At 30.5% G+C, this 18,289-nt stretch carries 22 protein-coding genes; 16 read left to right on the top strand and 6 right to left on the bottom strand.

Going from position 1 to position 18,289, the window contains the following annotated elements; translation table 11 throughout:
• Positions 1–9: 9 nt before the first annotated feature.
• Both KK2020170_RS07580 and KK2020170_RS07575 read right to left on the bottom strand, forming a co-directional pair.
• Positions 10–1,878, bottom strand: coding sequence for a DNA topoisomerase IV subunit B (locus KK2020170_RS07580; RefSeq protein WP_221257735.1), 1,869 nt, complete (start codon positions 1,876–1,878; stop codon positions 10–12).
• Between the two features lie 101 nt (positions 1,879–1,979).
• Positions 1,980–2,507 carry an NADPH-dependent FMN reductase gene (locus KK2020170_RS07575; protein ID WP_221257734.1) on the bottom strand — a complete coding sequence of 176 codons (528 nt, stop codon included), beginning with the start codon at positions 2,505–2,507 and terminating at the stop codon, positions 1,980–1,982.
• A 117-nt stretch (positions 2,508–2,624) separates the two neighbouring features.
• On the opposite strand from KK2020170_RS07575, the gene KK2020170_RS07570 reads away from it, so the two are divergent.
• On the top strand, positions 2,625–3,155 hold the full coding sequence (locus KK2020170_RS07570) for a DUF2975 domain-containing protein (RefSeq protein ID WP_221257733.1): 531 nt from the start codon (positions 2,625–2,627) through the stop codon (positions 3,153–3,155).
• A gap of 3 nt (positions 3,156–3,158) precedes the next feature.
• On the top strand, positions 3,159–3,365 hold the full coding sequence (locus tag KK2020170_RS07565; RefSeq protein ID WP_221257732.1) for a helix-turn-helix domain-containing protein: 207 nt from the start codon (positions 3,159–3,161) through the stop codon (positions 3,363–3,365).
• Between the two features lie 76 nt (positions 3,366–3,441).
• On the opposite strand, the gene ychF is transcribed toward KK2020170_RS07565, so the two are convergent.
• The 3 genes from ychF to KK2020170_RS07550 form a co-directional block, all read right to left on the bottom strand.
• A complete protein-coding gene (gene ychF / locus KK2020170_RS07560) occupies positions 3,442–4,536 on the bottom strand; it encodes a redox-regulated ATPase YchF (protein WP_221257731.1) in 1,095 nt (364 codons plus the stop codon).
• A gap of 48 nt (positions 4,537–4,584) precedes the next feature.
• A complete protein-coding gene (locus tag KK2020170_RS07555) occupies positions 4,585–5,754 on the bottom strand; it encodes a carboxypeptidase-like regulatory domain-containing protein (RefSeq protein ID WP_221257730.1) in 1,170 nt (389 codons plus the stop codon).
• 95 nt (positions 5,755–5,849) lie between these two features.
• Positions 5,850–6,200: a 4Fe-4S dicluster domain-containing protein gene (locus tag KK2020170_RS07550; RefSeq protein ID WP_221257729.1), complete on the bottom strand. Its 351-nt coding sequence runs from the start codon at positions 6,198–6,200 to the stop codon at positions 5,850–5,852.
• A gap of 94 nt (positions 6,201–6,294) precedes the next feature.
• Between KK2020170_RS07550 and KK2020170_RS07545 the strand changes: the two genes are divergently transcribed.
• The 14 genes from KK2020170_RS07545 to KK2020170_RS07480 all read left to right on the top strand — a co-directional run bounded on the left by KK2020170_RS07545 (position 6,295) and on the right by KK2020170_RS07480 (position 17,834).
• Entirely contained in the window at positions 6,295–7,353 is a 1,059-nt protein-coding gene (locus KK2020170_RS07545) for an acyl-CoA reductase (protein ID WP_221257728.1), read from the top strand.
• 126 nt (positions 7,354–7,479) lie between these two features.
• Positions 7,480–8,550: a 3-phosphoserine/phosphohydroxythreonine transaminase gene (gene serC / locus KK2020170_RS07540; RefSeq protein WP_221257727.1), complete on the top strand. Its 1,071-nt coding sequence runs from the start codon at positions 7,480–7,482 to the stop codon at positions 8,548–8,550.
• An 83-nt stretch (positions 8,551–8,633) separates the two neighbouring features.
• Positions 8,634–9,590 carry a D-2-hydroxyacid dehydrogenase gene (locus KK2020170_RS07535; protein WP_221257726.1) on the top strand — a complete coding sequence of 319 codons (957 nt, stop codon included), beginning with the start codon at positions 8,634–8,636 and terminating at the stop codon, positions 9,588–9,590.
• A gap of 42 nt (positions 9,591–9,632) precedes the next feature.
• Entirely contained in the window at positions 9,633–10,268 is a 636-nt protein-coding gene (locus KK2020170_RS07530) for a DUF937 domain-containing protein (RefSeq protein WP_221257725.1), read from the top strand.
• An 81-nt stretch (positions 10,269–10,349) separates the two neighbouring features.
• A complete protein-coding gene (locus KK2020170_RS07525) occupies positions 10,350–10,781 on the top strand; it encodes a DUF6146 family protein (protein WP_221257724.1) in 432 nt (143 codons plus the stop codon).
• On the top strand, positions 10,782–11,114 hold the full coding sequence (locus tag KK2020170_RS07520; RefSeq protein WP_221257723.1) for a DUF6787 family protein: 333 nt from the start codon (positions 10,782–10,784) through the stop codon (positions 11,112–11,114).
• Between the two features lie 153 nt (positions 11,115–11,267).
• Entirely contained in the window at positions 11,268–12,008 is a 741-nt protein-coding gene (locus KK2020170_RS07515; protein ID WP_221257722.1) for a hypothetical protein, read from the top strand.
• A 10-nt stretch (positions 12,009–12,018) separates the two neighbouring features.
• Positions 12,019–12,474, top strand: a complete 456-nt coding sequence (locus KK2020170_RS07510; protein ID WP_221257721.1) for a zinc ribbon domain-containing protein — start codon at positions 12,019–12,021, stop codon at positions 12,472–12,474.
• A gap of 536 nt (positions 12,475–13,010) precedes the next feature.
• The gene (locus tag KK2020170_RS07505; protein ID WP_221257720.1) at positions 13,011–13,685 is read left to right on the top strand and encodes a hypothetical protein; all 675 of its coding nucleotides are present in this window, start codon (positions 13,011–13,013) and stop codon (positions 13,683–13,685) included.
• A 139-nt stretch (positions 13,686–13,824) separates the two neighbouring features.
• A complete protein-coding gene (locus KK2020170_RS07500; RefSeq protein WP_221257719.1) occupies positions 13,825–14,313 on the top strand; it encodes a phosphoribosylaminoimidazolesuccinocarboxamide synthase in 489 nt (162 codons plus the stop codon).
• A gap of 167 nt (positions 14,314–14,480) precedes the next feature.
• Positions 14,481–15,356 (top strand): hypothetical protein, encoded by an 876-nt coding sequence (locus KK2020170_RS07495; RefSeq protein WP_221257718.1) that lies wholly within the window; start codon positions 14,481–14,483, stop codon positions 15,354–15,356.
• A 160-nt stretch (positions 15,357–15,516) separates the two neighbouring features.
• Positions 15,517–16,278: an RDD family protein gene (locus KK2020170_RS07490; protein WP_221257717.1), complete on the top strand. Its 762-nt coding sequence runs from the start codon at positions 15,517–15,519 to the stop codon at positions 16,276–16,278.
• Between the two features lie 77 nt (positions 16,279–16,355).
• Positions 16,356–16,973, top strand: coding sequence for a hypothetical protein (locus tag KK2020170_RS07485; RefSeq protein WP_221257716.1), 618 nt, complete (start codon positions 16,356–16,358; stop codon positions 16,971–16,973).
• A 42-nt stretch (positions 16,974–17,015) separates the two neighbouring features.
• A complete protein-coding gene (locus tag KK2020170_RS07480; RefSeq protein WP_221257715.1) occupies positions 17,016–17,834 on the top strand; it encodes a hypothetical protein in 819 nt (272 codons plus the stop codon).
• Positions 17,835–17,951: 117 nt separating this feature from the next.
• On the opposite strand, the gene KK2020170_RS07475 is transcribed toward KK2020170_RS07480, so the two are convergent.
• Positions 17,952–18,254 carry a hypothetical protein gene (locus KK2020170_RS07475; RefSeq protein WP_221257714.1) on the bottom strand — a complete coding sequence of 101 codons (303 nt, stop codon included), beginning with the start codon at positions 18,252–18,254 and terminating at the stop codon, positions 17,952–17,954.
• Positions 18,255–18,289 lie beyond the last annotated feature (35 nt).

Below are 18,289 nucleotides of genomic sequence, written 5' to 3'. Positions count from 1 at the left end.
AAACAAAATTTAACTACTCTTCATTAATTCTTCTTCCGTATCTAACTCCACTTTCAAGTTATTGATGATAAATTCTTGTCTATCTGGTGTATTTTTACCCATATAGAATTCTAATAACTTTTCAATCGACATGGCTTTATCTAACATAACCGGATCGAGACGTATATCGGCACCAATAAAATGTTTAAACTCATCGGGTGAAATCTCTCCTAATCCTTTAAATCGCGTTATTTCTGGTTTTGGTTTTAATTTTTCGATGGCATTTATTCTTTCTTCATCGCTGTAGCAATAAATCGTTTCTTTCTTGTTACGCACACGGAATAATGGCGTTTGTAAGATATACAAATGTCCTTCTTTGATTAATTCTGGGAAAAACTGCAAGAAAAACGTAATTAATAACAAGCGAATGTGCATCCCATCGACATCGGCATCGGTAGCAATTACGATGTTGTTATAACGTAAATTTTCGTAATCTTCTTCAATATCTAAAGCTGCTTGCAATAAATTAAATTCTTCGTTTTCATACACAATCTTCTTACTCATTCCGTAAGAATTCAGAGGCTTTCCACGAAGTGAAAAAACCGCTTGTGTATTAACATCACGAGATTTTGTAATCGAACCCGATGCTGAATCTCCCTCAGTAATAAAAAGTGTACTTTCTAAGTATCTTGGGTTTTTAGTATCTGGTAAATGTACTCGACAATCTCGTAATTTCTTATTGTGTAAACTTGCTTTTTTAGCACGCTCTTTCGCTAATTTTCGAATTCCAGAAAGTTCTTTACGCTCACGTTCTGCTTGCAAAATTTTTCGAAGTAAAGCATCGGCAACTTCTGGATTTTTATGTAAGAAATTATCAAGTTTGGTTTTAATAAAATCATTGATAAATGTACGAACTGTTGGTCCTTTTGGCCCCATATCAGTCGAACCTAATTTCGTTTTCGTTTGCGATTCGAAAACAGGTTCTTCCACTTTTACAGCAATTGCAGCAACAATTGATTTACGAATATCAGAAGCTTCAAAGTTTTTATTGTAAAATTCTTTCAACGTACGCACAACACCTTCACGAAATGCTCCTAAATGCGTTCCGCCTTGCGTTGTATTCTGTCCGTTTACAAAAGAATAATATTCTTCAGAATATTGCGTGCGACTGTGCGTAAGAGCAATTTCTATATCTTCACCTTCTAGATGAATAATTGGATATACTCTTTCTTCTTCAAGGATGTTTTCGTCTAATAAATCTTTAAGTCCGTTTTCAGAATAGAACTTTTCGCCATTGTAGTATAATGTTAACCCACGATTCAAATACGTGTAGTTTTTCAACATTTTTTCTACATATTCATTTCGGAATTTATAATTTTTAAAAATGGTATCATCCGCTATAAAGGAAACCTTTGTACCGCGACGCTTTGTAGATTCTGTTATTTCTTCTTCTTGAGACAAAATACCTGCTGAAAATTCGGCAGCTTTTTGTTGGTTATCACGAACCGATTCTACTCTAAAAAAGCTTGACAAAGCATTAACAGCTTTTGTACCTACACCATTTAAACCAATTGATTTTTTAAAGGCTTTAGAATCGTATTTACCACCCGTATTCATTTTAGAAACAACATCTACTACTTTTCCAAGCGGAATTCCTCGTCCGTAGTCTCTAACAGTTACTAATCTGTCTTTTATGGTTACTTCTATAGTTTTTCCAGCTCCCATTGCAAATTCATCGATACAGTTATCCAACACCTCTTTTAAAAGGATATAGATACCGTCATCGGGAGTAGAACCGTCTCCTAATTTACCAATATACATACCCGGACGAATACGGATATGTTCTTGCCACTCGAGTGAACGTATATTGTCTTCGGTATATTGATTTTGCTCTAGCATATGCAGATTTTGGATTTTCTGCTAATATAAAGGAAATGAGCTAAAAATAAAATGGTAACGAGAGAAAGTTATTAAGATATTTTGGTTGAAAAACGAATAGTCTATTTTGAAATTTTCGTTACGATTTGTTGAATTTCTTTTTGCAATTCTGGATTTGAAATAAGATTTTCATCTACATTAAAATTTTCATAAAACTTTGGTAAAGAAAATGTTGCTAAAATATTTGCGCCATATCTAGGAAAACTATTTTTAGCAATTTCTAATACTGTTGCACCACCTCGACCTCCTGGCGAAGTTGACATTAGTAACATGTCTTTCCCTTGGAAAACATTTTTTTCTTGTCGGGACGCCCAATCAAAAATATTCTTAAAAGCAACCGAATAATTTCCATTATTTTCCGCTAATGAAACTACTAATAAATCGGCAGAATTCATTTTTTGAAGAAATTGAGCTGCTAATTCGGGCTGGCCTATTTCTTTTTCAAGATCGACACCAAAAAGTGGCAATTCATAATCATTTAAATCTAAAATTTCAACCTCAACATTTGCAAATAAACTTGTAACATAAGTCACTAATTTTTTATTAATTGAAGTTGAACTATTACTGCCTGCAAAACCTACTATCTTCATTTTTCTTTTTTTTCTAAATATACTAAAAGAGAATTATTATATAAAAAATATTTTTACATTTTATTGTTTATCAATAAATATTTTATATTTTTGAATAAATTTTAAAACTTATTCAATATGAATCTAAAATCTTCAAAAACTATTTTAACTATCATGAATGTACTTTTCTGGATAGTATTTATAGGCTTACTAGTTGAAACAGGTACTCTACTGTTTAGTTATGTAGCAAGTTTATTTATTTCTGAAACCGCAACATTCAAATTGTATAAAGCAATTGATTTGAGTGAATTACAAAACAAGGATGTTATTCAATACCATATAATTATGATTTCCTACATTATAATGAGTGGTTTAAAAGCTTTTATAGCATATAAAGTTGTGAAGTTATTTGGTATACTAAAACTTGAAAAACCATTTACACAAGAAACCACAAAATTTGTATTTGATATAAGCTCTTGGGTTTTTGTTACTGGAATTTTTGGAGCCATAATAAATTCAAATGTTCGTTGGGTAAGTAAAACTATTCAAGAAATTAATATTGAATGGAACGTTAGTGAAATTCTATTTTTTGCTGGTTTAATCTATATAATTGCAGTAATTATGCAAAGAGGAACCGAAATTCAAGATGAAAATGATTTAACCGTTTAGATTATGGCAATTATTGTAAACTTAGATGTAATGATGGCAAAACGAAAAATGTCGTTGAATGAACTCTCGGAAAAAGTTGGGTTAACATTGGCTAATTTATCGATTTTAAAAACTGGAAAAGCAAAAGCTATTCGATTTAGTACATTAGAAGCGATTTGTGAAGTTTTAGATTGCCAACCTGGAGATATTTTGGAGTTTAGGGAAGAGTAAATAGTGATAAGTAAATAGCAAAAAACCGTCTTATTATATAACAAGACGGTTTATTTTCTTTACTCTTTATTCTTAATTATACATTAAATCGGAAGTGCATTACATCACCATCTTTAACGATATATTCTTTTCCTTCAACACGAAGTTTTCCGGCTTCTTTTACCTTAGCTTCTGAACCATAATTTGAGTAATCTTCATAAGCAATTACCTCAGCACGGATAAATCCTTTTTCAAAATCGGTATGAATTACTCCAGCTGCTTTTGGTGCAGTATCACCAATTTTAATTGTCCAAGCACGAACTTCTTTAACTCCTGCCGTAAAATACGTTTGTAAGTTTAATAATTTATAAGCGGCACGAATTAAAACCGCAGAACCTGGCTCTGATAAACCTAAATCTTGTAAAAACATTTGGCGCTCTTCATAGCTTTCTAATTCATTGATATCAGCTTCAGCACCAACAGAAAGTATAATTACTTCTGCATTTTCATCTTTTACTAATTCACGAACTTGGTCTACATATTTATTACCGTTAACAGCTGATGCTTCATCAACGTTACAAACATATAAAACTGGTTTTGCAGTAATTAATTGAAAACTTTCAAATAATTCTTCTTCATCATTTCCATTCGGAACAACTGTTCTAGCCGATTTAGATTGTAATAAGGCTTCTTTAATTTTATTTAATAACGCTTGTTCAACTAAAGCTTCTTTATTTCCAACTTTAGCCGCTTTATTTGCTTTTTCTAAGCGTTTTTCAACTGTTTCTAAGTCTTTTAGTTGTAATTCGATATCAATAGTTTCTTTATCGCGAATAGGATTTACATTACCATCAACATGCACAATATTATCGTTATCAAAGCAACGTAAAACGTGAATAATTGCATTACATTCGCGAATATTTCCTAAGAATTGATTACCTAAACCTTCACCTTTACTCGCTCCTTTTACTAAACCCGCAATATCTACAATATCAACTGTAGCCATTTGAACTCTTTCTGGCTTCACTAATTCTTCTAATCTAACGATACGAGGATCTGGAACGTTTACAACACCAATATTTGGCTCAATTGTACAAAACGGAAAGTTTGCGCTTTGCGCTTTTGCATTTGATAAACAATTAAAAAGTGTTGATTTTCCAACATTTGGTAAGCCTACAATACCTGCTTTCATCTCAGTAATAATTTTAAAAGGAGTGCAAATATAACGCTTAAATTCGAATTATTCTATGGAGTCTTTTAGCGCAACTAAACTTTGAATAATTTCTTTTTCTTTTACTGTTGGAATCAATCCTGAATCGAATTCCCAATATTCAGTAAAAACAGTAGTTTTTCTATTAATTAAAGATTTATCTGTAAAAATATTTTTCTTATCGTATTCAAACATTTTTTTGTCAAAATTTGTTACGACCATATTATTTTTAACCTCAATTTTTCTTTTCTCGCCTTTATATTTTTTATAAAAACCAATCACCTCTTTTGAATTTGCTAAGTGATAAAAACCATCTTCGAATTTAAATACATTTTTAAATTCCAATTTATGAATTTTCGAATTTTCTTCTTCCTCTAATAATTTTAGTCTTTTGTTGGTAATCATCGCACTAACCTCCATAATAATCCTTTTTTTTATATCGTAAACAACATAAAAGTCAGATAAAACTCCATTAGCACTATCGTATGGCAAGGCTCTAATTACGAGATAATCTTCATTTAGAGGATATGTTTTTACTTGAAAATCATAATCTTTTCTTGCTCTTTTTGATAAGATTTCATCAACATAAGCGAACTGATAATAATTTTCAATAATGTTGTTAAGATTATATCCTAGAACGCCATCATCAATATCTCCATCTAAAAGTCCGATGGCTCTATTTTGTTCCACTAAAATGTCCGTTTCAATTTTTCTAGAATTGCCAAAAATTTGAAAATTCACCAATCCATCATTGAAAAACACAAACTTATCATTTCGTTTGTAAAACTCTCTTAAATAGACTTTTAAATTCGCTGGAATCGTTATTTTATCTTTAGATGTTTCGACCAATGATTTTAAAATATCTTGCGGATGATCTTTTGTAAGTACAACCTCTTCTAGTAGTTGAGTTTTACTATCTAAATAAATAATATTTATCTTTTTGGTGAGGCTTTCTGATTTAACACTAAAACTATTATAAGTAGAATGTGTAAACTCTATGATGGAATGTTTTGTGAGATTGATTTGAACTGCTCCGTCTGAATTTGTTAAAAACCCCTGATTTGTTTTTAAAGCAGTAATCGTTACCTCATCAATTGGTGTATCTGTCTCAAAATCTTTTACAACAATTTTAATTGATATATTTTGAGCAAAACTCATTGAAAATACAAACAGAAGAAAGAAGAGTATTTTTCTTTTCATAACGTAACTTCTTCGTTATCTGATGTAAATTTAATAAATAAAAAAAAGAACTGTTAAATAACAGTTCTTTTTTTTTATACTTTTTTACTTACAAATTATTCATTATGCAAGAATGATTGTCGGTTTAGAAGTGTTTCTTCACTTTCAACATGTTCATCATCGGGAATACAACAATCTACAGGACAAACTGCAGCACATTGTGGTTCTTCATGAAAACCTTTACATTCAGTGCATTTTCCAGGTACAATGTAATATACATCATCTGAAAAAGGTGTTTGTGCATCTTCAGCATCGACTTCAGTTCCATCAGGAAGAATTACTTTACCACTTAATTTTGTTCCATCTTTCCAACGCCAATCATCAGCGCCTTCATATATTGCAGTATTAGGACACTCAGGTTCGCAAGCGCCACAATTAATACATTCGTCAGTTATTTTAATTGCCATTTCTTAATTTAGAATTAGAATTCACGATTATAAAATTAGTATTTTATAATTTTGTACAAAAATACGACCTAAACCTTTTAAAAACAAGTTACCAATGTTACAAAATGAAATTAAAGAAAGTTTTATTGAATTAGGCCAATTCTTAAGCCAATTTAAAAAAGATTCAATAGAACCAAATGAAAGCGTAAAAAATAACGATTTGTTTTTTGAAAGAATGACCGGTCTTATAAGTCAATCTCAGTCATACAATGGTTGGTTTACTCCTGAAAATATATTTTTTTCATTAGAATCCTGGACAAATGCTTTAACTAATGAGAATTTATCTAAATGGTTGAGCAATTATAACTTCTCTAATGTTAAACCAAAGAAAGTTGGATTAATATTAGCTGGAAACATACCACTGGTTGGATTTCATGATTTAATTTCGGTTTTAATATCAGGTCATAATGCAATTGTAAAATTATCTTCTAACGATCAACAGCTCATAAAATTCATGGTTGATTATTTAGTAGCATTAGATGACCGCTTCAAATCTAAAGTTGACTTTATTGATGGAAAACTGGAAAACTTTGACGCAGTTATTGCAACAGGAAGTAACAATACAGCTCGTTATTTTGAATATTACTTTAGTTCGAAACCTAATATTATTCGTAAAAACAGAAATTCTGTTGCCATTTTAACTGGAAAGGAAACCAAAGAAGAATTAATAAATCTAGGTGAAGATATTTTTAGATATTTCGGATTAGGTTGCAGAAATGTTTCAAAATTATTCATTCCTGAAGATTACGATTTTAAATTGTTTTTTGAAGCAATGTTCACACAAGGCGATGTTATTCACTATGAAAAATATGCTAATAATTACGATTACAATAAAGCTGTCTTCTTAATGAGTAATTTTAAACTTTTAGACAATGAGTTTTTATTATTGAAAGAAGATGAAGGTTACGCATCTCCAATTGGAACAGTTTTTTATGAATATTACGATTCACTAGAAGTAATAAATAATCGCTTAAATAAAGACGAAGATAAAATTCAGTGTATTGTTTCTAAAAATTTAGAAAAACATCATATCCCATTCGGAAAAACGCAAAAACCAGAGCTTTGGGATTATGCTGATAATGTTGATACTTTAACTTTTTTGATAAATCTGTAAAAAACACATCCTTTTTTTTCTCCCTCTATCGTTTTAGTTAATAATTCTGTATAATAATTATCGAATTATTTGTGATAAATAAGTCAACATTTACGAAATTTGTTGCTTAATTTAACAACACAACTAATGAAAAAACACAATTTTAGTGCAGGACCTAGCATACTTCCTCAAGAAGTTTTCAAAAAAGCTTCACAAGCTGTACTAGATTTTAACAACTCAGGATTATCAATTTTAGAAATTTCTCACAGAAGTAAAGACTTTGTAGCGGTAATGGATGAAGCAAGAGCGTTGGCTTTGGAACTTTTAGGTTTAGAAGGTAAAGGTTACCAAGCTTTATTTTTGCAAGGAGGTGCTAGTTTAGAATTTTTAAGAGTTCCTTACAACCTTATGAAAGAAGGTGGTAAAGCAGCATATCTAGAAACCGGAACTTGGGCAACGGGTGCAATTAAACAAGCTAAACAATTTGGAGAAACAATTGTTGTAGCAACTTCTAAAGAAGAAAATTTCAGCTATGTACCTAAAAAATATGAAATTCCTAGCGATGTTAGTTATTTCCATTGCACTTCAAACAATACTATTTTTGGCACACAAATGAAAGAATTTCCAAAAACAGACATTCCGTTAGTTTGTGATATGAGTTCAGATATTTTTTCAAGAAAAATAGATTACTCTCAATTTTCTTTAATTTATGCAGGAGCTCAAAAAAACATGGGGCCTGCTGGAACAACTTTAGTTATAATTAAAGATGGTATTTTAAATAAAACAGGTAGAAGTATTCCTTCTATATTAGATTATTCGCAACATATTTCTAAAGAAAGTATGCTTAATACGCCACCCGTATTTGCTGTTTATACTTCACTATTAACCATGCAGTGGTTAAAAAATTTAGGTGGAGTTGATGCTATAGAAAAGATAAATGAAACCAAAGCAAATCTACTTTATAAAGAAATAGATAGAAATCCTTTATTCAAAGGTGTTGCTAAAACAGAAGATCGTTCATTAATGAATGTCACTTTTACACTCAACAATCCAGAATATCAAGAAATTTTTGATAAAATGTGGAAAGAAGCAAACATTTCTGGAATAAACGGACACCGTTCTGTAGGAGGTTATAGAGCATCTATCTACAATGCTATGCCAATTGAAAGTGTAGAAGTTTTAATAAATGTAATGAAAGATTTAGAAAATAAAATATAATTCAATTACGGATTATCAATTATGAATTAATAAAATAAAAGGTGAAGGCAAATCGCTGAAAACTTTTAGTTAAAAAAATAAAAATGAAAATATTAGCAAACGACGGAATCTCAAAAAGCGGAGTAAAAGCATTAGAAAAAGCAGGTTTTGAAGTAATTACAACAAAAGTAGCTCAAGAACAAGTTGCTAGTTTTATAAATACGCACGACGTAAAAGTACTCTTAGTAAGAAGTGCTACTAAAGTAAAAAAAGATGTTATTGAAGCATGTCCTGGTTTAAAAATTATTGGACGTGGTGGTGTTGGAATGGATAATATTGATGTTGATTTTGCTCGTCAACAAGGAATTCACGTAATAAATACACCTGCTGCATCATCAGAAAGTGTAGCCGAATTAGTTTTTGCTCATTTATTCTCTGGTGTTCGTTTTCTTCATGACTCAAACAGAAATATGCCATTAGAAGGTGATACTCGCTTTAACGAATTGAAAAAAGCCTATGCAAATGGAATTGAATTACGTGGAAAAACTTTAGGAATTATTGGTTTTGGTAGAATTGGTCAAGCCGTAGCAAAAATGGCTCTTGGATTAGGAATGCGTGTAATTGCTTCCGACAAGTATATTGGGGAAGCGGTAATTCGAGTAGATTTCTATAACGGACAATTTATTAATGTTGATATTAAAACAGAACCAATTGAAGACTTATTAAAAGAGTCTGATTTTGTTACGCTTCACGTGCCTTCTCAAAATGGTTACATTATTGGTCGTGACGAGTTAAAAATGATGAAAGATAATGTTGGTATTATTAATGCAGCTCGTGGAGGTGTAATTGACGAAGTAGCATTAGTTGAAGCGCTTGATGAAGACAGAGTATTATTTGCTGGTTTAGATGTTTTTGAAAACGAACCTTCACCTGAAATGCATTTATTAATGAATCCAAAAATCTCTTTAACGCCTCACATTGGAGCAGCTACTGTTGAAGCACAGGATAGAATTGGTACAGAATTAGCAGAACAAATCATTAGTTTGTTAAAAAACAACTAATTTTTTGTAACTTTAACTTCCAATTTTTAAAACATAATAAAAATGTCAGGACTTTTAGATATTATAAACAGCGATTTAGGCAAACAAATTATTGGTAATATTTCGCAACAAACAGGAATTGACCAAAACCAAGCAAAAGATGTAGTTTCTTCAAGTTTACCAGAACTTCTTGGTGCTATGCAAGGAAATATGCTTTCAGGTGATGGCGCTTCTGGATTATTAGGCGCTTTAACTAGTGGTAAGCACGATGGAAGTATTTTAGATAATCTTGGTGGATTTCTAGGAGGTGGTGATTTTACTGATGGAAATAAAATTTTAGGCCATTTAATGGGTGACAAATTAGGCGCTGTTGAAACAGGAATTAGTAAAAAAACTGGTGTAGATAGCAGTATAATTGCTAAAATTTTACCTATGCTCGCTCCTATCATCATGGGATATCTTGGCAAACAAGCTAAAAATAAAAATGTTTCTAGCACTACCGATTTAGGTGGTTTATTAGGTGGCCTTTTAACAGGTGCCACTAGCGGAAATAATAGCTCGTTAGGTGGAAGTGTATTAACTTCTGTTCTTGACCAAAACGGTGATGGTAAATTAGATGCTAGCGATGCTATTGCTGCTGTTACTAAGAAAAAAGGCGGTCTAGGTGGTTTACTAGGCGGATTATTTGGTAAAAAATAATTTCAATTGATATAAAAATGTTAAAAGCTCCGAAATTCTCGGAGCTTTTTTTTATATTTAACCATTCTAAATAACTTTCTTTTGAAACAGTATTTGTTTATAGTATCACTTGTTTTTGGATTGCTTTTTTCATGCAATTCCAATAAGAACATTAGTGCAAAGGATGAACAACCTAAACTGGAAAGTGATACTGTTAGAATTGCAAACGATGAAATTGAATATGAAGTCATCATTATTGATCCCGCTTTTACAAATTGGTTCAATTCTAATGCGCGACCAAGAAGTTTCTATTCGCAAAGTTTTTTAGAAGCACGAAATATTGTTTGGGTAACCGAATGGAACAGAAGAGTTATTATGCCTTCGCAATACAATCCCAATCTTTATGAAATGCAAATCAATTATAATGCTTCTACCAATTATGGCTTTGAAGTAAATTATATGATTTATAATTATTTAACTTTTTTTCAACTCCATTACAACCAAAGATTAGGTGGATACACCCCAAGAAGATAAATGAAAAAACTTAAAGAACGCTGGAATATTAAAAGTAATTTTCAGCTTGTGATTATTTTTATTGTTTTTGCTATAACAGGTTCTACGGCTGCTTATCTATCAAGACCAGTTACAGAAGCAATAGGAATTCATAAAGATAATCTTCCTTATTTTTTGTATCTCCCCATTCGGCTTCTGTTAATTTTTCCATTATATCAAGTTTTATTAGTAGTAATAGGAACACTGTTTGGGCAATTTCAGTTCTTTTGGTGGTTCGAAAAAAAGATGCTTCGTAGTATGAAATTAGGTTTTATAGCTGATTTTTTTGAAAAGAAGTTTGAAAATAAAGATTAAAAATAAGTTTAACACTTTTAATTTATTTTTATATTTGAAAAATAGAAAGTTTATTTCGTATATCCGTCCAAAACAGAATACTATACGTTATAAGTTTCGCTTATAAACAAGTTAGCAGTAATTTTAAACGACATACATAAACAATAAACGACAATGAATTGGGTTGCAATTTTCAATAGACTTTTTGAAATAATAAACACACAGGGAGACACGTATTACGGTGGGACAAGGTTTCTTAATACTGTACGTGAAGTAAATTATGGTGTTCCTGCATATCAGACATTTATAGACGAAAGAAGGCAACAAAACAAAAGCACAAGCAGGAGAGATTATTATTTCGACCTTTTTATGGAACAGCCAGAAAATGACCGAAGACAAATTGTTACTTCCATTCTCGACACTGTTGGACATTTAGAACCTGAAAAAAACGAAGCGATTAGGCAACTTTTAGGACAAGCAGCACAAGTTCAAGGACCTCAAGCTCAAATTCCGGAAGACATATGGAACTCTGACAGATTAATCGAATACTTAGAAAGAATGGATACTTCCATTAACGAAGGGAACTATGGTCACACACTGACACTTTCATATACTTGCTTAGAAGGATTTTACAAATCTTTTATTCGTGAAAGAATTCCAGCACAAGCAGCATTAACAGAACTGACGCCAATGGCAGTTCAAATTAGGAATTTCATCAAAACGCAACTTGATGCTAATGGAATTGAGTACCCTGACCAAGTATTAACGCTAATCTCAACGGTGACAAATGCTGTATGCAATGCAAGGAATAATTTTAGCGACTCCCACAGTGGAAACAGAGCCGAAAAATGGGTTGCAGTTTATCTTCGGGACAACGTAAATTCCATAATAAAAATGATTTTGAACTTTATTTAAATTATCAAATATGTATTGTATAGAATGTGGAGCACAAATTCCAGACAACTCAAAGTTTTGTTCTCATTGTGGTAAAAAGCAAACAGAAGCCGAACCATCACTTAAAGAAAAGATTGCCGAAGTAATTATCGAAAAAGAAATTACACGACAAGTTATTGAAGCACACAAATCATCTATTGATTATCTGTTTCTAAAGAAAACTATGGGTTGGTATTTAGCCTGGATTTTATTTCATTTAATGCTGTTGCTTGTCTTTTCTGGAGGTGCATTTGAAAGTGACAATTCTAATGGTGGACTAAGCGACTTTTGGCCATTTGATGACTATTCAGGTAGTCGCTTTGCAAGACGCTATGACATTACAGAATTTTTAGTCTATACAATTTTCCCCTTGGTGATTTTAGTTATTATCAGCTTGACAAGAAATACAGATACAACGGACAACGGACAGACAAATGCTAACGAATAGAAAAACTACTGCTAACAGCACATTGGCAATAGGCGGGGTTTCGTCTCCGCTTGACAGTTTTGTGGTAGTAGAAAGTTCTGGTCTCCGAACTAACTTTTGTGCTAAAAAGCCCGCCCATCGCCAATCTGCAAAACGTTAGAACACATTCAGCTAAAGCTGACTTTTGTTGCTATATTTTGCTGCGCTAAATCCCACCCCAAAAGAAATGTGTTCTAACGACCTGCTAAACCAAATTGCCAGGAATATTTGCTATAATACAGCTTTAACTGCCCATCGAGGGAAAACGTGTACTAACATAAGCTATAAGCAATTTGGTCCTATAATTTTTGCTCCCAATAACCGAAATTTGAACCAATAACGTAAACTGCGTTTACTATTGGACAATCAATTATCCGATTGGTAAGCGGAAGATCTTTAATCGGATAATTGCTTAGCAAATTTCTTATATTTACGCAAAAATCATAGAACTGCGTTTAGCAGGTCGTTGGCATTAATTAAAACAAACTAATCTAAATTGTAAATTTCATTAATAATATATGGGATTATTTAACAAGAAAGAAGTAACAAAAAATTTTAGATATTACTTTGCTGAAATCATTGTAGTTGTGATTGGTATTTTTATAGCCATTCAATTAAATAACCTGAATGAAAACAGAAAAAGTAAAAAAGAAGAACAAAAATCCTTGAAAAGAATTTATAGCGATTTAGAAACGGAAAAAAAACTTTTACAAGCATCTGTCAATGAAATAAAAAAGAGTAGTAGTTTTTTAAAAGAAGTTGTATTTGAAAATAAAAGAGATAATCTCGATTCTCTATATATTCACGCATCACAGACCTTCTTTCATTACAAGTTTAATTCCGAGTATATAAATCTTAAATATAGCGGAAAGTTAAATTTAATAACTAACGAGAGATTAAGATTTCTTCTTGTAAGATATTATGAAGCAGGGTATACATTTTATCAAGAGACTTCTAAATTGCATAGAAAATTTACAGAAGAAAAAATAAACACATATTTTAAAGATGAATTTCCAAGAGACACAACAAATCTTCTACAATCAAAATTAGTATTCGATAAACTGAAAAGTCAAAAACTAACAAACATCTTGATTGATCAATTAAATGAATATAATTATCTTCTTGGAGGTATTCGAGTTAATGAAACGGAATTTCTGTTAGAAACAATTAAGAACGAAATAAAAGAAAACTAATGCCAACAATGCCTATAAGTAATTGCTTGAGGTTGGTAAGTGCCAATAGGAATATTCTCCGAATATTCCTCACTATGTAACTTTTTGCTATCTTCGGCACTTTAAGCAACTACCCATAGCCTAACCGTTAGAACACATTATGAAAACCGAACAAAAATTTAAAACTAAAACTGGATTTTGTCACATTCTGACTGACAAAATTGTTTTGACTCGAGACGGAGTAATCGGAAATGTTGAGGAATTGACAACTGGAAAAAATATTTATCGGATTTTGACCATTTATGGAGTTTTAGCAATATTTCTACTTTATTATGCATATCAAAGATTTGAAAATCAAGAATGGTTCGGAACTATAATGTTTGGCGGTATTGGAATTTATCTAATTTATAATATAATAAAAAGTTCAAATTATTCTGCCACACCAGTTATTGAGAGGAATAAAATAAAAAACGTGGAATTTAAGCCCGCTAGAAAGTTTCTAACAAGAAGTTATTTTAAAGTGGATTTCGAGCAAAATGATGGAAAAACAAAAAGTCGAATGATTATGCTTCCAGGTTCACTTAATGACGGAACAAATGAAACGGAAAAAGCACTCGGAATAATGAAAAACGTCGGACTAATAAAATAACGTAGGCTAACACCAGCTATATCATTGCTTCTGACTTTCCTCTCGGAAAGTCAGAAGCAAATTTGCTATCTTCGGTTTACGGCGGAAAATCCTAGCGGACTTTCACGCAACGAAACCATAGCCAAAAACGTTGTGCGTCATTAAAGAAAAACAGAAAACGAAAGAAATTGAGTTGGATAAATAAAATATTTGGAACAAACAAGGTAGAGGAAATTCCAACTCGAAAAATTGACTATATCCAAATAACTAAGGATTGGAACGCTGACCCAGTTTCACCAGAAATTGAACTAAAAGTAGACGGAATTGACTTAATAATGGATATTTATCTCAATCATTTTCAATTCAACAAATATCAGGAAGGAGACAAAGTTAAAATCCGATTTAAAAACTGTGCGGAATATTCTCTGAATACTTGCAATGACGAAGGATATTTTTACGGACAATATAGAACAAATCATAACGAATTACCTTGGGGAGAATTCTATGAAATTAAAAGCGGATTAGATAAAGAGTTGCCAAATCCAATTGAGAAAATTCAAACTAACAATTCTGACAGAAAACATTTTATTTTCTTTTTTAAAGACGATACATTTGAATGTCTAGCTTCTGATTATTATTTAGATTTTTACAATGAAAAAGTACTAAACAAATGTAAAACAAACTATAATGTGGTTTTAGAAGGCAAAGAAATTGGAACTTCTAAGCTAGAAAAAGCAGATGCACCAATGGGAGTTGCATTTGGACTAATTGAATTCAATGGAATAGAAACGCCATACGAATTCTTGAAAGAATACTGCTTGAAAAATAATATTGTAATAAATACTGACGACCCAGAATTTGAATTTATTGATACTCAAGTAATATCAGAATTAAAAGTATTCAGACAGGATGGACTTGAAATAAAAGGAGTAGCCGGAAATGCGATTACTGGAATGAAAGATGAAGGATATGAAATCTCAATTTTGGGAATTAGTTACCCATTTTATGAAGAGGAATTTCCTCATCACGTTGAACATTATAAAAATATGTATAAATCGAAATAAAAACGAACGCACAACACCGTGTATAATTAATGGCTAGTTCTAGCCTACTTACGAAAATCCTCACGGATTTTCTCGCAACGAATCTATAAACAAACCGTTGTACATAATTTAAACCATATTAAAAGTATAAAATAGCACTTTAACCAACTAAAAAAAACTCATGAACGAAAACTTAAAAAACGAATACACATTATCTAGTCGAAAAAGAAGAATTGCAGCATTTATAATTGACCATTTTGTATTTTCATTTTTATTAGTAGGAATTATTTTCTTATTCCTTGGTACAAATTTTATCGATGAAAACAATTTTGAAAAAATAACAAGCGTAATGTTACCATCAATGTTTGTTGGTTTTATAATATACTTTGCTAAAGATTCTATTAAAGGAATTAGCCCGGGAAAATGGATAATGGGGATTATGGTTAGAGATGAAAATCACCCTGAAGAAATTCCTTCTTTTGGCAGGCTACTTTTACGAAATTTGTTTTTATTAATTTGGCCAATAGAATTTATTATTCTAGCTGCAAGTCAAGATAAAAAAAGACTTGGAGACAAATCAGCAAACGCTATTGTTGTTAAGAACCCGAACAAACCTTCTAAATTACCGAGAATAATAGCATTAGTAGGCATTGGTATTGTATTTATGAGTTTTACAATTTTATTTACAGGTACCGCTATGAAAAATTCTAACGCCTATAAAGTAGCAATTTCTGAAATTGAAAAAAACGAAGATATTATTACAGAAACTGGTGGAATTAAAGGTTATGGAATGATGCCAACAGGAAATGTAAACATCTCAAACGGATATGGTGAAGCACAAATGGAAATATCGGTCTTAGGAAATGAAAAAGATATTGATGTAGTTGTGTATTTAACGAAAGAACCCGATGGCGATTGGATTTTAAATGAAATTTATAAGTAAATCCTTTGCAAATTAAAGTCTTCCTAAATATAAAAGCGTATTTTAATTTTATTTAATTTTAAAAAAAACTCATCATTATGTTTAAATTAACAATAAATAGTTTTGTTGTTGGCATATGCAAAAAAAGCTATATTAAATTATCATACAGAAGAATACTTTTAATTATCTTTACAATAACATTCTCATCTAGCTTTGCGCAAAATAAAGAAAAATCTAAAATTAATACTAAAATTAACAAAGATTATAATTCCAGTAGAAAGGCTTTCAAAGGAAAATTAAATTCTGAAGAATACAAAGAAATCAGAAATCTAATATTAAAAGAATTAAAAGTTGAAATACCAGAAAAAAATGCTATTCTCATTAATTATTATCAATATGGGAATAACTGTTATGAATATAAGCTAGATGAAAAAGATGCTTTAACAGTTATACAAAATTGTTTTAGGATTTCATCAAGGCTTTCAAAAGAGAATAATACTAGCGATTTTTTTGTTTATTCTTCTGAAGCATTAAAAAAAGAAAGGATTGAAACCTTTAATAATTTCATTTTAGATTCAGGATTTTTTGACAAAAACATATTTACACTTAAGGAAAATTGTAGAGCATTTTTTATCTTAAAATCTGATGGCGAATTTTTGAAATATTATGGTTCAGATTATTTTTCAGAAGTAAAAAATTTCCTTGAAAAAAAGTAAATTACTAAAAATGTTAGTCAATACATTTATTAAAAAAATTGAATGAGTAAATTATTTTATTTTATAACCTTTTTATTTACGATTATATTATCAGGACAAACTAGTAAATTAAAGTCCTATTCAAAGCAGTATGTTTATATTCTAAACCCTGAAGACACGACTCAAAAAATACTTACTCATATATATACAAAAGATATTTGTGGAAATGAAACAAGCCATTGTGACTTTGATTACATTGACTATTTATCATTTGAATCACAAAAATCGAAAAGTTTGTCAATTAAAGATAGAGGGTATCGTGAATATAATTATGGAAATAATTGCAACCCAATTAATGTGATAATCTATGATAAAAACAAAAAAATACTAAAAAAATATTTTTATAATTACAACGAAAACAATTACTTAGACGAATTATTAATTATAGACTCTCACAATAAACAATTATCCAAATATAAATACAACTATGATAAAAAAGGAAATTTAATAAAAGAAACTCGATATAATAACAAGAATAAAGCTGATCATATAATAAAATATAAATATCTGAATAACAAAGTATGTAAAGAAATCAGAAAACATTTAAATATTAATAATATTATTGTTTGCAATTATACATATGATATTATGAATAATCTTATTATACAGGAATGGTCAAATACAAAAAGTAAAGAGAAAGAATTTGAAATATTTATATATTTGGATTCTTCAAAAATAAAAGAACTATTTATTAGTCAAGAAGGTATAAGCGAAAGATTAAATACTTATTACGAAAATGGATTAGAAAAAACCTCTAAATTAATTCATCCAGAAAATGGCAATATTATATACTATAATTATTATGAATATGAATATAATTAATAGATTTATCATAAAATTCACATCCTTATTTAATCTTTATTTTAGAAATCTAAATAATGAAAATTTAATTATTAAAAATATTAAATAAAAAAGCGACTCATCGAGTCGCTTTTTTTATTATGATTCTTTCTTAATGATGTAAGTGTAAATCCACGTTAGCGTAAATGTAGGTATAATATCTACAAAAGGTATTAACTCCTCTACCGTTCCAAAAACAGCAGCTACTTTACCCGCAGTTCCTTTATACATAGAGGCCAACAACAAACCAGATATAGGTGCCCAAATTAAATCGGTAGTTTCTCCTAAACCTGGTAAAAAATAAGAGAGCATTCCTATAGCATCAAAAATAAGACTCAAAACTAATTTCGCTTTTTTGTTCGTAGGCTTAGCAACACTTTCTACTTGTACTTCGTTTGTCATTTATCTTTTAAAATTTAAAGTTAAGTACTTCATTT

Origin of the sequence: Flavobacterium okayamense (assembly GCF_019702945.1) — a bacterium.
Lineage (GTDB): Bacteria > Bacteroidota > Bacteroidia > Flavobacteriales > Flavobacteriaceae > Flavobacterium > Flavobacterium okayamense.
This window is presented reverse-complemented; position numbering and strand designations above follow the sequence as displayed.